Annotated in this window: 9 protein-coding genes and 1 pseudogene; 3 read left to right on the forward strand and 7 right to left on the reverse strand. The window is 70.1% G+C overall.

What is annotated here, in order from left to right; genetic code table 11:
• Positions 1-258 precede the first annotated feature (258 nt).
• Positions 259-3,231 (forward strand): excinuclease ABC subunit UvrA, encoded by a 2,973-nt coding sequence (gene uvrA, locus V7026_RS02830; RefSeq protein ID WP_334153741.1) that lies wholly within the window; start codon positions 259-261, stop codon positions 3,229-3,231.
• Positions 3,232-3,236: 5 nt separating this feature from the next.
• On the opposite strand, the gene V7026_RS02835 is transcribed toward uvrA, so the two are convergent.
• The gene (locus V7026_RS02835) at positions 3,237-4,070 is read right to left on the reverse strand and encodes a MipA/OmpV family protein (RefSeq protein ID WP_334153743.1); all 834 of its coding nucleotides are present in this window, start codon (positions 4,068-4,070) and stop codon (positions 3,237-3,239) included.
• 149 nt (positions 4,071-4,219) lie between these two features.
• Here V7026_RS02835 and gorA point away from each other — a divergent pair, with 149 nt between their 5' ends.
• Positions 4,220-5,626 carry a glutathione-disulfide reductase gene (gene gorA / locus V7026_RS02840; RefSeq protein ID WP_334153745.1) on the forward strand — a complete coding sequence of 469 codons (1,407 nt, stop codon included), beginning with the start codon at positions 4,220-4,222 and terminating at the stop codon, positions 5,624-5,626.
• Here the strand turns inward: gorA and V7026_RS02845 are convergent.
• Positions 5,595-6,614 carry an MgtC/SapB family protein gene (locus tag V7026_RS02845; protein ID WP_334153747.1) on the reverse strand — a complete coding sequence of 340 codons (1,020 nt, stop codon included), beginning with the start codon at positions 6,612-6,614 and terminating at the stop codon, positions 5,595-5,597. The genes gorA and V7026_RS02845 overlap by 32 nt on opposite strands.
• 51 nt (positions 6,615-6,665) lie before the next feature.
• Between V7026_RS02845 and V7026_RS02850 the strand changes: the two genes are divergently transcribed.
• Complete coding sequence (locus tag V7026_RS02850) at positions 6,666-8,195, forward strand: AMP nucleosidase (protein ID WP_334153749.1); 1,530 nt, start codon at positions 6,666-6,668, stop codon at positions 8,193-8,195.
• A gap of 36 nt (positions 8,196-8,231) precedes the next feature.
• On the opposite strand, the gene asd is transcribed toward V7026_RS02850, so the two are convergent.
• The 5 genes and pseudogenes from asd to V7026_RS02875 form a co-directional block, all read right to left on the reverse strand.
• Entirely contained in the window at positions 8,232-9,107 is an 876-nt protein-coding gene (gene asd / locus V7026_RS02855) for an archaetidylserine decarboxylase (protein ID WP_143969793.1), read from the reverse strand.
• A gap of 141 nt (positions 9,108-9,248) precedes the next feature.
• Entirely contained in the window at positions 9,249-11,960 is a 2,712-nt protein-coding gene (locus V7026_RS02860; protein ID WP_334153753.1) for a DEAD/DEAH box helicase, read from the reverse strand.
• A complete protein-coding gene (locus V7026_RS02865) occupies positions 11,957-12,163 on the reverse strand; it encodes a hypothetical protein (RefSeq protein WP_334153755.1) in 207 nt (68 codons plus the stop codon). Before V7026_RS02865 ends, V7026_RS02860 begins: the two co-directional genes overlap by 4 nt.
• A complete protein-coding gene (locus tag V7026_RS02870) occupies positions 12,160-12,681 on the reverse strand; it encodes an AAA family ATPase (RefSeq protein WP_334153757.1) in 522 nt (173 codons plus the stop codon). Before V7026_RS02870 ends, V7026_RS02865 begins: the two co-directional genes overlap by 4 nt.
• A 2-nt stretch (positions 12,682-12,683) precedes the next feature.
• Positions 12,684-13,062, reverse strand: a pseudogene (locus tag V7026_RS02875) (site-specific DNA-methyltransferase); the annotation flags it as partial.

Here is a 13,062-nt window from a genome sequence, read left to right on the forward strand (position 1 = left end):
AGCCGGCACGGGGGGGCGGCACGGCAAATCGGCTGCGTGGCGGCAGCGGCGCGTGCGCGCGAAGGGGATCAGGCGCGCGTCGTTGGCTTGCGCCAGGGCCAGGCCTCCCGGCGGCCGGTCTTGAGGGCGGCAGCCAGGCGGGCGTCGAAGGTGCTGCGGACAGCGAACATGGCGGTGAGTGTATCAAAGGCACCGGACGGGCCCGCGTTCTATGATGCGCGGTTGCCCTCACGCTTGGTACCCCGGTCCGTCTCACCCATGTCTGCCCCGCCGTCCCCGCCTCCGGCCGACCGCGCGATCCGCATCCGCGGCGCACGCACGCACAACCTGCGCAACCTGGACTTGGACATCCCCAAGCACGCGCTGGTCGTGATCACCGGGCTGTCCGGCTCCGGCAAATCCAGCCTGGCCTTCGACACCTTGTACGCCGAGGGCCAGCGCCGTTACGTCGAGAGCCTGTCGGCCTATGCGCGGCAGTTTCTGGAACGCATGGACAAGCCCGACGTGGACCTGATCGAGGGCCTGAGCCCCGCGATCGCGATCGAACAAAAGGCCACCAGCCACAACCCGCGCTCCACCGTGGGCACCGTGACCGAGATCCACGACTATCTGCGCCTGCTGTTCGCCCGCGCGGGCGTGCCCCACTGCCCGCAACACGACCTGCCGCTGCGCGCGCAGACGGTGAGCCAGATGGTGGATGCCTTGCTGGCCCTGCCGGCCGAGACGCGGCTGATGCTGCTGGCGCCGCTGCCTGCCGGGCAGGCGGACGATCCGGCCGCCGCGTTGCGGGGCTGGCAGGCCCAGGGTTATGTGCGCTTCCGCGTCGATGGCACGGTGGCCGAGGGTGACGAGGCCGCGGCCCTGCTGCGCCCGGGCGCGACGCTGGAGGTGGTCATCGACCGCCTGAAGGTGCGGGCCGACGCGCGCCAGCGGCTGGCCGAGAGTCTGGAAGCGGCGCTGCGCGTGGGCGATGGCAAGGCGCGGGCGCTGGACCTGGACACGCAGGTGCTGCACGCTTTCTCGGCACGCTACGCCTGCCCGGTGTGCGACCACACCCAGGCCACGCCCGAGCCGCGGCTGTTTTCCTTCAACGCGCCGCAAGGGGCCTGTCCGCGCTGCGACGGGCTGGGGCATGTGGAACTGTTTGACCCGGCGCGCGTGGTGGCATTTCCGGAGCTGAGCCTGGCCGGCGGCGCCATTAAGGGCTGGGACCGGCGCAACCCCCACTACTTCGCGCTGATCGAGAGCCTGGCGGCGCACTATGGATTCGACCCCGACACCCCGTGGCAGGACCTGCCCGAGACCGTGCGCCACGTGCTGCTGCACGGCAGCGGCAACGAGGCCATCGCCTTCCAGTACGGCGCCGACGGCGGACGGCGGGTGACCAAGCGCCACCCCTTCGAGGGCATCCTGCCCAATTTCGAGCGGCGCTGGCGCGACACCGACTCGCCCACCGTGCGCGAGGAGCTGGGCCGCTACCGCAGCACCCACGCCTGCCCGGGCTGCGGTGGCACCCGGCTGCGGCGCGAGGCGCTGCAGGTCTATCTGGGCGAGGGGGCGCAGCGCCGCCACATCCACGCCATCGGCCAGATGACGCTGGCCGAGGCGCTGGCGTACTTCGAGGGTTTGCAGTGGCAGGGTGCGCGTGCCGAGATCGCCGACAAGGTGGTGCGCGAGATCCGGTCCCGGCTGCGTTTTTTGAACGACGTGGGGCTGCCCTACCTGACACTGGCGCGCAGCGCGGACACCCTCTCCGGTGGCGAGGCGCAGCGCATCCGCCTGGCCAGCCAGATCGGATCGGGCCTGAGCGGCGTGATGTACGTGTTGGACGAACCCAGCATCGGCCTGCACCAGCGCGACAACGACCGCCTGATCGGCACCCTGCAGCGGCTGCGCGATCTGGGCAACACGGTCATCGTGGTGGAGCACGACGAGGACATGATGCGGGCAGCCGACCACCTGATCGACCTGGGGCCGGGCGCCGGTGTGCATGGCGGGCAGGTGTTGGCCCAGGGCCACTGGGAGGCGGTGGCGGCGGAGCCGGCCTCGCTGACGGGGCAGTATCTGTCGGGGCGGCGGCGCATTCCGGTGCCCGCGCGGCGCACACCGTGGCAGCCATCGCAACCCAGCGCCGCAGATGGCGCCGCACCGGCGTCCCAGCGCGCCAGCGGCTGGCCCGGCCGCGTGGACCGCACCGCCCCCCGGCAGCGCGATCCGGCGGCGCCGTCCACGGCAGCCCTGCGCTTGATCGGCGCGCGCGGGCACAACCTGCGCGATGTGACGGTGGCGTTTCCGGTCGGGCTGTTCACCTGCGTCACAGGCGTCAGCGGCTCGGGCAAATCCACCCTGGTCAACGACACGCTGCTGCGGGCGGTGGCGCGCCACCTCTACCGCAGCCACGACGAGCCGGAGCCGTTCGACGCCATCGAGGGGCTGGAGCACTTCGACAAGGTGATCGCCGTGGACCAAAGCCCCATCGGCCGCACGCCCCGTTCCAACCCGGCCACCTACACCGGCCTGTTCACCGCCATCCGCGAGTTGATGGCCGAAACGCCCGCCGCACGCGAGCGTGGCTACGGCCCGGGGCGCTTCAGCTTCAACGTCGCGGGCGGGCGCTGCGAGGCCTGCCAGGGCGACGGCGTGGTCAAGGTGGAGATGCACTTTCTGCCCGATGTGTATGTGCCGTGCGACGTCTGCGGCGGCGCACGCTACAACCGCGAGACGCTGGAGGTGCGCTACAAGGGGCGCAACATCGCCGAGATCCTGGACCTGACCGTGGAGCAGGCCCACGCCTTTTTTGGCGCCGTGCCGGCCCTGCAGCGCAAACTGCAGACACTGCTGGACGTGGGGCTGGGCTACCTGCGGCTGGGCCAGAGCGCCACCACCCTCTCTGGCGGCGAGGCGCAGCGCGTCAAGCTCGCGCAGGAGCTGTCCAAGCGCGACACCGGGCGCACGCTCTACATCCTGGACGAGCCGACCACGGGGCTGCACTTCGGGGACATCGAACTGCTGCTGCGCGTGCTGCATCAGTTGCGCGACGCGGGCAACACCATCGTCGTCATCGAGCACAACCTGGACGTCATCAAGACGGCCGACTGGGTCATCGACATGGGGCCCGAGGGCGGTGCGGGCGGCGGCACGGTGGTGGCCTGCGGCACGCCCGAGGCCGTCGCCGGCCATCCCGACAGCCACACCGGGCGCTATCTGGCCCGGGTGCTGGGGCGCGGGTGACCACGTCAGTGGCGGTAGGCCAGGCCGATTTGGGCGCTCCAGACCTGACGGGCACCGACGAGCGGGCTACGTCCCGCCGCCCCCACCAGCCGCGACACGCCGACGCCCCCGTGCACCACCCAGTCGCGGTCCAGCGCGGACACCAGCCGCCAGTCGAGCTGCACCGCCTCGGCGCTGGCACTCGGCTCGTAGGGTCGCCGGCCGACGCGGGCGGCGGCCGCCGGCGACAGGCCATAGACGGTGCGCAGGTAGGTAGTATTGCCGGCGCGGATGCTGCCGCCGAGGTCCCAGTGTGTGCGCGCCGACACGGGATACCGATAGCTAAGCCCTGCCGACACCTGCGCACCACCGGCCCGGCCCAACAGATCCTGGCTGCCCCCCAGGGACAGACTCCAGCGTGGCGCCGGCGCGTAGCCCAGCGACAGCCAGCCGCGCAGGGTGCCGCGCACGGGTGGCGCCCCTCGCAACAGGGGATCGTCCTCGTCCGCCTCGCGCCCCTCGTCCCAGCGCAGGGCCGCACTCAGCGACGCATTCGACCGCCTGACGAGGGTGGTGCTCAGCCCGGCGTCGACCAGCGCCTCGCGTCCAACCCCCCACAGCGTGGCCGCTCCCCCGCTGGACAGGCGAAAACGCCCCACCCACAGCCCCCACACCGGCTGCAGGGTCGAGGTTCGCGCGGACTGCCCGACCGGGTCGCGTCCGTCCACCAGCGCCGCACCGATCACATAGCCCTGCACGGTGCGTGGGGGCGGCTCGGGCGGGGCCGCATCGGGGGCCGCTTGCGCGGCCACCGCCGCCGGCAGCGCAGCGGCGGCCAGCGCGCACAGGCGCCACCTCACGCCACACACGAGTCGAGGCGGTGCTGGCATCTGGCAAGCTCCTGGGCAGGTGTCTTTGCTGGCATCATAGGGCGGACCCCGTCGGGGCACCAACTCCGCCGGGGCCCTGACGACCAGGATGGCAACGCAACGACAGACGGATGGCGCACATGGGTGGTTTCGACTTCGATCTTTTCGTCATCGGTGGCGGCAGCGGCGGCGTGCGTGCCGCGCGCATGGCGGCGCAGCGCGGCGTGCGCGTCGCGCTGGCCGAGGCCCAGGGCCTGGACGGACTGGGCGGCACCTGCGTCAACGTGGGCTGCATCCCCAAAAAACTCTACAGCTACGCGGCCCACTACGCCGAAGCCTTCGAGGAGGCGCGCGGCTACGGCTGGCAAATCGGCGCTGCGGCGCTGGACTGGGCCGAGCTCAAGCGCCGGCGCGCCGCCGAAATCGCCCGCCTGAACGGGGTGTACGACCGGCTTCTGCGCAGCAGCGGGGTCACCGTGCTGAGCGGCTGGGCCCGGCTGCGCGACGCCCACACCATCGAGCTGGCCACGCTGAACGCCGACGGCACCCCGGGGCACCAGACGTGGCGCGCCGAGCGCATCCTGATCGCGACCGGCGGCACCCCGCATGTGCCGCATTTTCACGGGCGCGAGCATGTCATCACGTCCAACGAGGTGTTCGACCTCGACCCCTTCCCCCAGCGGCTGGTGGTGGTCGGCGGCGGCTACATCGCGTGCGAGTTCGCCTCCATCTTCAACGGCCTGGGGGCGCAGGTGACGCAGTTGTACCGCGGCGAGCAGATCCTGCGTGGCTTCGACGACGAGGTCCGGCATTTTCTGGCCGGCGAGATGCGCAAAAAAGGGGTGGATCTGCGCCTGCAAACCGGCGTGGTGGCCGTGCACCGCGAAGCGGACGGCCTGCACGCGGTGCTGGAAGATGGCAACCGGCTGGTGGCCGATGCCATTCTGTACGCGACCGGGCGGGTGCCCAATGTCCGGGGACTGGGGTTGGAGGCGCTGGGCGTCGCCCAGGGGGCGCAGGGGGCCATCGTGGTGGACGAGCACTACCGCACCAACGTCCCCAGCGTATACGCGCTGGGGGACGTGACCGCGCGGGTGCAGCTCACCCCGGTGGCGCTGGCCGAGGCCATGGCGCTGGTCGATCACCTGTACGGGCCGGCCCCGGGGGCCGCCCCGCGCAGCGCACACTACGATCTGATCCCGACCGCCGTGTTCACCGCGCCCAACGTGGGCACGGTGGGATTGACCGAGGCGCAGGCCCGCGAGCGGTATGGGCGCTTGCGCATTTACCGCAGCGAGTTCCGCGCCCTGCGCCACACGCTCAGCGGCAGCGAGGAGCGCACCCTGGTCAAGCTCGTGGTGGACGACGCCTCCGACCGGGTGGTGGGCCTGCACCTGGTCGGGCCGGACGCGGGCGAAATCGTGCAGGGCTTTGCCGTGGCGCTGCGCTGCGGGGCCACCAAAGCCCAGTTCGACGCCACGCTGGGCATCCACCCGACGATCGCCGAGGAGTTGGTCACCCTGCGCGAACCGGTGTCCAGAGGATGAGCGCCACGGCCGGCAGCGTGTGCAGCCACAGCATGGGCACCAGCCAACGCGCGTAGTCGCGCCCCCCGGACGCCCAGGCCACCGCGCTTTTGCTGGCAGCATGGACCAGCAAGGCCAGCGCCAGCGTCCAGACCAGCCGGTCGGGCGCACCGGAGGCCGGCGGCGTGCCTTGCACGAAGATGGCCGCCAGCGCCGCATGCAGGTCGAACAGCGCCGCGGCGATCACCGCCATCTGCAACAGCGTCGCCACGCACGACAGCAAGCCCGCACCGGCCATCAACCGCGCACCGGCGCGACCCTCGCGCACGGCCAGCCCGGAGCTGGCGATGGTGGCGGTACTGGAGACAAATCCAGCGGCCAGCGACGACAAGGCGATCGCCTCCCGCGCAGCGAGCAGCCGCTGGCTCAGATGCGCCAGCGACTGGATGGCCAGCAGGAGCGCCAGCAACCGGGTGAGTTGGTAGGGGTTGAGCCCCTCGCCGGCCACGGTGCGATCGGGCATCAACGGCAGCGCGATCAGGACGATCGCCGCCAGAATGATCCCGTCGCGCACCTCGTACGGCCGCAGCCACTGCCGGGCAAAGCGGTGCAGACGCTCGCGCGCGGCCAGCACGCCCGTCAGCCCCACCGCCACGGCCGCCGCCAGGGGCAGGCTCCAGGCGCACAGCACCCCGATCAGGTAGGTCAGAAACAGGGCGATTTCGGTGGTCGCGCCCGGATCGGGGGAGCGGTCGCGCCAGTGCGACACCACGGCCAAACCCGCCACCAGCAGCGCCCCGACCGGCACCAGCCCGACGCTGCCCGTCAGCGCGGCCGCAGCACCCAGCACGCACACCAGCGCGAAGGTGCGGATGCCCGCAAACACCCGCGTCGCGCCCCGCCCCTTGCGGCGCTCGCGTTCCAGCCCGACCAGCAAGCCGCACCCCAGCGCCGCCGCCAGGGCGCGGGCCGCACCGGACACCTCGGTCACCGCCACGGAATCGACCATTTGCGCGCGTGCTCTCCTGTGCAACCGCTTCCGGCCCGCGACAATCGCACCATGGACCGAAACCCCGAAACCCCTGCCTTCGTCGCCCCGCAAGCCTTCACCGACCCCGACGCCGCCGTGGCGCAGGTGCGCCGGCTCTACGACGCCGCGGTGGGCTTTCTGCGGGAGGCCTTGGCCGATTATGTACGCACCCCCCTGGCGCCGGATACCGCATTGACCCGGGTGCGGGCCACCTACCCCTTCGTGCGCGTACGCACACAGCGGGCCATGGCGCCGATACGCCCCGGGACCGGCGGGCGGCTGAGCTATGGCTTCGTGGCCGGCCCGGGCCGTTACGAAACCACGCTGACCCGCCCCGACCTGTTTGCGGATTACTGGCGCGAGCAGTTTCGCCTGTTGCTGGACAACCACGGCACGCCGTTGGAAATCGGCCTGGGCAGCGAACCCATCCCTGTGCACTTCGCGCTGGGGGAGGACGCCCACTTCGAGGGCGAGCTGGACGCCCTGCACCGCGCCCGCCTGGGCGAGGTGTTCGATCTGCCCGACCTGACCGCGATGGACGACGGCATCGCCAACGGCACGCACACCCCGCCGCCGGGCGCCCCCCAACCGCTGGCGCTGTTCACCGGCGCGCGCATCGACTATTCGCTGCAGCGACTGCGCCACTACAGCGGCACCTCGCCGGCGTGGTTTCAGAACTTCGTGCTGTTCACCAACTACGGCTTTTATGTCGATGAGTTCGTGCGCCTGGGGCTGGCGGAGATGCAGCGCCCGGACAGCGATTGCGTCGCATTCGTGGAGCCGGGCAACGTCGTCACCTGGCGGGCGGGCCTGCCGGCGGCGGAACGCGCGGCACTCGCAGGCCCCGAAGGCGGCCCGCCCCCGCGCTTGCCCCAAATGCCGGCCTACCACCTGGTGCGCGCCGACCGCAGTGGCATCACGCTGGTCAACATCGGCGTGGGGCCGAGCAACGCCAAGACCGCCACCGACCACATCGCCGTGCTGCGCCCGCACGCCTGGCTGATGCTGGGCCACTGCGCCGGGCTGCGCACCAGCCAGCAGTTGGGGGACTATGTGCTGGCCCACGCCTACGTGCGCGAGGACCATGTGCTGGACGAAGAGCTGCCACTGTGGGTGCCCATCCCGGCACTCGCCGAAATCCAGCAGGCGCTCGAAGCCGCGGTGGCCGACGTCACCGGGCTGCAGGGCGCCGCACTCAAGCGCGTGCTGCGCACCGGCACGGTGGCGAGCACCGACAACCGCAACTGGGAGCTGCTGCCGGACAACCTGCCGCAGCGGCGCTTCTCGCAATCACGGGCCGTGGCGCTGGACATGGAATCGGCCACCATCGCGGCCAACGGTTTTCGCTTCCGGGTGCCGTACGGCACGCTGCTGTGCGTCAGCGACAAGCCGCTGCACGGCGCCATCAAGCTGCCCGGCATGGCCGACCGCTTCTACCGCGAGCGCGTCGATCAGCACCTGCGCATCGGCCTGCGCGCCATCGAGCGGCTGCGCGCGGCGGGCGTGGACCAGCTGCACAGCCGCAAGCTGCGCAGCTTTGCCGAAGTGGCATTCCAATGACGGGGGAGGGACGGCAACGCCGGCCCGGCGGCGCCGTCAGGGCCGCCACGTCCCCATCGCCTCGCCCATGCGCACCGGGCGGCCTGGCGCCCAGTCCGCCGCCAAGGCAGCGACACCCGGCGGGAACAGCGCCACCACGGTCGAGCCGAGCAGAAAACGCCCCATCTCCGCCCCCTGCGCCAGGGCGATCTCGCGGTCGTCGTAATCCCAGCGCTGTGCGATACCCGGACGCGGCGGATTGACGACGCCGTGCCAAACGGTGGCCATACTGCCGACGATCGTCGCCCCCACCAGCACCAGCACGAACGGAAAGCGCCGCCCGTCGGGGCGTTGCCCCTCGAACAGGCACACCACGCGCTCGTTGCGCGCGAACAGCCCCGGCACCCCGCGCGCCGTCACCGGGTTGACCGAATACAGCGACCCCGGCACGTGCACCATGCGCTGCAGCCGCCCCGCGCACGGCATGTGGATGCGGTGGTAGTCGCGCGGACTCAGGTACAGCGTGGCGAACGTCCCGTCGGCAAACGCCGCCGCCAGCGCCGCGTCGCCGCCCAGCAGCGCCGCCACCGTGTAGCCGTGCCCCTTGGCCTGTAGGATGCGGTCGCGCTCGATCGCGCCGCACTGGCTGATCGACCCATCCACCGGGCAGACCAGGTCGGCCACCGCCAGCGGCCGCGCATCCGGGCGCAGCGCGCGCGTGAAAAAGTCGTTGAACGTCGCGTACGCGGCCGGGTCGGGCTGCGCCGCTTCAGCCATGTCCACGCGGTAGCGCGCGATGAAGCGGCGGATCGCCGCCTGCGTCACCGGCCCGAGCGGCCGGCGCGCCAGCGCCCCGGCCAGCTCGGTCAGCGCGCGCTTGGGCAGGGCGTGTTGGAGAGCAAGGAACAAAGATTCGGAAAAGGGTCTGGGCATGGGGAGAAACCGACGCCCCCCGCGCCCCTCCGCACAGCGAGCACAGACGTAGCAAAGGGGGCCGAATGCGCCTTGTCGAACGCCGGGTCAAAAAGTGATGCTAGCACTGTCGGCAAACTGCCCCTGGAAAGGTCTCACCGATCAGATCAGTTCGGCCTCGATCCAGTCCCACCGCCGATCCTTGACCATCACGAAGCGGCAGCGCCCACCAGAAAGGCTGGCCCAGAGGCCGCCGATCATCCGGTCATCCTCGGCGCTGGCCCAGCGGTCCGCGCCCTTGTACTCCACCGCCAGAACCGGGCCGGGCTGGCCGGCATCGCCCGGCAGCTGGCACAGAAAGTCCGGGTAGAAGCGCCCGTCGGCTTTTTGCAAGAAAAACGAACAGCCTTCGCGCCGAACGAGGTTGCGCACCCAGAACTGAATGCGGCCCTGCTGCGCCCACATGTCCAGCTGGCAGGCGCACTCGAACTCCTCCTTGCTGTCGAAGTCGCCGATGCGGCCGTAAAAATGCTTGCGGAAGTCGAAGTGGCCATAGGGTGACGTTCGCCCGTCGTAATCCCGGCTGGGAGCATAGACCTGCGCATGGAACTCGAAGGCGTATTGATCGGTCACCGCCACTCGTTCTGCCGCGCCCTCGCCGAACAGCGTCTGCTGGTAGGCCCGCCCCACCGCCTGCCGGCGCAGTCCGCGGATGCGTGCTTCCAGCAGATTGCGGATCAAAAACTTCTGTAAGTTCGCGCGCGCCAACGTGAAGCCCTCCCGGCGCAGCAGCTCGGTGAGCCACTTGGCTACGAACGCCTGCTTGCTTGCATGGGTAAGCGTCGGCTCCGGCAGGTTGCGGCACAGCCAAGCAGCCAGGCGCACCTCGTCCCAGTGTTCGGGCCGATAGGCCAGCCCCAGATCGCGCTGCAGCTCGGGCAGAAAACGCGAGACGACGCGTCCGCCCTCATCGATGTCGATCTCACCCCCCTCCGAGACTTTCAAGGCCGCGCCTAGGGCCTGCAGATCGTCGGGCGTTGGCGCGGCATCGTAGGGCGAGAGGTCCCAGGGATAGTCCAGCACCTCCGGGTCGTCGAAAAGCTGCAGCTCACCTTGCACGCGCAAGGCCAGCTGCGGTACGCAAAAGCGCTCGCCCCGCTCGGCCGGCGTCTGGAAGAACTCGATCGCCGTGGTACGGCTGACTTCGGCAGCTTGTTCAATTGCTGCAGCCGCCGCTGCGGACGTGACCGCCGCCTTCAGCGCCTCGGCCTCGTCTGCCGTCAGCGGCGCGGTGATCGTCAACGTCTGGCCCTTGACGTCCCAGCTCACCTTGTCGCGCACCGGCTTGGGCACTTGCTTGAAATCCGGCTTTTCCGGCAGCGTGACCGCAACCGGGTGCACCACCACGCGGCCCGCATGGCCATCCAGGTCCAGCCGCGCCTGCTGCGGCCGCGCGGCGGTGACGAACTCGCGCACCTCCCGCCGATCGAAGCCCGCGCCTTCCACCAGCCGGTCGCGCAGGGCGCTGGCCGTCTCGGCAAAGCTCTTCGACACCACGAAGGCGTAAGACTGGTTCAGCGCCTTGGCCTGCCGCTGGCGGGCGCTGGGTTGGCGCAACACGCGCCCGAGCAATTGCTCCACCGCCGTGGCTGACTTGAGCTCGGCCATGCTCACCAGAATGTAGGCAAACGGGCAGTCCCAACCCTCGGCCAGCGCCTTCTGGGTGATGACGAACTTCACCGGACAGGCCGCGTCGGCAATGCCCAGCTTGTAGTCGGCGTCGAGTTTCTCCAGCCCCTTCTCCTCGCCGGTGGCCGCCACGATTTCGCTCGCCGGGATGCCGTGGTTGGCGATCAGCTCGTTCTTCACGCGCTCCACGTCCAGGGTCTCTACCCCCGCGCGGCGCGGCTCGGCCTGGATCAGCACCAAGGGGCGCAGATAAGGGGCGCCGGCTCGGCGTTCTTCGTCTGCGAGCTTGTGCAGGGCCTCACGCCGGGCTATCGCATCGGCCAGGCACTGCTGCCAGTTGGGCTCGGTTTCCAGCACCACCGGCAGCTTGATCATCTCCTCCGCCTTCAACTCGGCGGCCGAGACGCTGTGCAGCACGTTGCTCGGCGTGCGCGTGAGATCCGGCGTGGCGGTCAGCTCCATGATGCCGCTGGGGCGCAGCCGCGCCAGCATGTCGAAGGCGAGCTCGGTGCGGCTGTTGTGCGCCTCATCAACGACGACGAAGGGCCGGCGCAACCTCAGCACGTTGGCAAGCGAATACGGTATCGTGCGCTCGGCTCCTTCACCCTCGGTCAGGAGCGCCTCGCGCTGTGCCGGCGAGAGGTGGTCGAAATGGTGCATCAACGCGCCGCTGCTCTGATACACCTTGCGTGATTCCTCGTCCTCCACTTGGAACGCCTGCCGGGTGGCGACGATGATCGTGGTCGAGGTGTCGAGCGTGGCGCGGGTCACGCTCTTGGCCTCTTCCAAATCCAGCACCGTCACCGGGCCAGCTTCGCGCAGCGCCGCGTGATACGGATGCTGGCGGTCTTTGAGCGCCTTCAGCGTTTGCTCGCGGATGGGCTTGCTGGGCACCAGCCACAGGATCACGCTGTGCTCCGTGCGCAAGAGATGCGTGTTGACCAACGCCACGCTCTTGGCCGCCAGCCAAGTCTTGCCGCCGCCCGTGGGCACGCGCAGGCAAAAGTACGGCATGTCGGGTGGAAAGCCCGCCAGCGGGTGATACGGGTTGCCGAATCCCCACAGGCGCTCGGTCGTGGCGGTGAAGGCCACGGAGGGCGAGGGCAACGCGTGACAGGCCTGAAAATAGGCTGCCACACTGTCGAGCACCTGCTGCTGGTAGGTCTTCGGCGCGAAGGTCGTCATGGCCTGCCCTCGGGCGTGGTGGCGGTCGTCGCGCCCTCGTTCGGCTGCGGCCGGATGCGTTGCAGAACGCCATTACGCATGACGATAAGCTCGGTCCCCGTCTGCGCCGCCAGCTCGCGCGCCCGCCGCGCCGCCCGCAGCAGGGCCGGCAACGAACCCCGCAAATCCGCGCTCTTGGCCTGATCGATCGTCTTGCCGTTCATCGTTCGCTCCAGTCCAGCAATACCGGCAACTCGCCCGAGTTGTCATACAAGGCCCAGGCATCGACCGCCGGCGCGTAGTGTTGACGAAAATTGGCCAGCCCGGCCTCGAAACGGCGCCGGATCACCGGCTCTGGAATGTCATGGCCGCCCTGCCGCACGCGCTGCTGAACCCGCGCCACCGCTTCGTCAACGTCGTTGAGCTGAAGAAAGATCAGCTCCACCCAATAGCCTGCCTGCCGCCACCGCCGGACGTGACGCAGATACGCCCGGCCCGACAGGGTCGTCTCGAATGCAAAGCTGCGCCCTGCCCGGAAATGCCGCTCCAGCTCCTCCAGCATCAGCCGCCCGGCCTGTACGGCGGCCGTCTGCGGCGCAAAGGGGGCGAGCCCTGCGGCGATCAAATCAGCATTGACAAATACCGGGCAGCTTGCCTCGTTGGGCAGAAACTCGCGCGCAAACGTCGTCTTCCCTGCGCCATTGGGCCCGGCGATGATGATGACCTTGCGCTGCGGCCCCATGCTCACACCTCCAGCGCATAAGGCGTTTGCTTGAAGGTGATGCCCTCGCGTGCTGCGCGGCTCCCCATGCGGTTGGCAGCGGCGTAGATTACTTTGGGGCCGGCGAATTTCGGCAGCACATCGAACACCGGGCCGGTGAGCACGTTGCCGCCAGCGACAGAGCGGTCCTTGAGGATGCCGTTGTAGAGCAGGTAGATCGCGCGGCCCTCGTGCACGCCCAAGAGCGGCGTATCGGCGGTGCCCGTAAAGCCCGTGCCGGTTTCGGCGAACCAGACGAACTCGGCCAGTTGAGCAAAGGTCACGTCGCGGCGGATCTGGCCGTCCGCATCGAACAGAGGCTCAGTCGAGAGGCGGCAGAACTGGAAGCCGCCGCCCAAGCCC

Source organism: Tepidimonas sp. (assembly GCF_036825565.1).
GTDB lineage: Bacteria > Pseudomonadota > Gammaproteobacteria > Burkholderiales > Burkholderiaceae_C > Tepidimonas.

What these genes read in the sequence shown, in the direction of transcription:
- asd (WP_143969793.1), bottom strand. Translation starts at nt 9,107, where the DNA reads ATGCCCAGACCCTTTTCCGAATCTTTGTTCCTTGCTCTCCAACACGCC.
- V7026_RS02845 (WP_334153747.1), bottom strand. Translation starts at nt 6,614, where the DNA reads ATGGTCGATTCCGTGGCGGTGACCGAGGTGTCCGGTGCGGCCCGCGCC.
- V7026_RS02850 (WP_334153749.1), top strand. Translation starts at nt 6,666, where the DNA reads ATGGACCGAAACCCCGAAACCCCTGCCTTCGTCGCCCCGCAAGCCTTC.
- V7026_RS02870 (WP_334153757.1), bottom strand. Translation starts at nt 12,681, where the DNA reads ATGGGGCCGCAGCGCAAGGTCATCATCATCGCCGGGCCCAATGGCGCA.
- uvrA (WP_334153741.1), top strand. Translation starts at nt 259, where the DNA reads ATGTCTGCCCCGCCGTCCCCGCCTCCGGCCGACCGCGCGATCCGCATC.
- V7026_RS02865 (WP_334153755.1), bottom strand. Translation starts at nt 12,163, where the DNA reads ATGAACGGCAAGACGATCGATCAGGCCAAGAGCGCGGATTTGCGGGGT.
- gorA (WP_334153745.1), top strand. Translation starts at nt 4,220, where the DNA reads ATGGGTGGTTTCGACTTCGATCTTTTCGTCATCGGTGGCGGCAGCGGC.
- V7026_RS02860 (WP_334153753.1), bottom strand. Translation starts at nt 11,960, where the DNA reads ATGACGACCTTCGCGCCGAAGACCTACCAGCAGCAGGTGCTCGACAGT.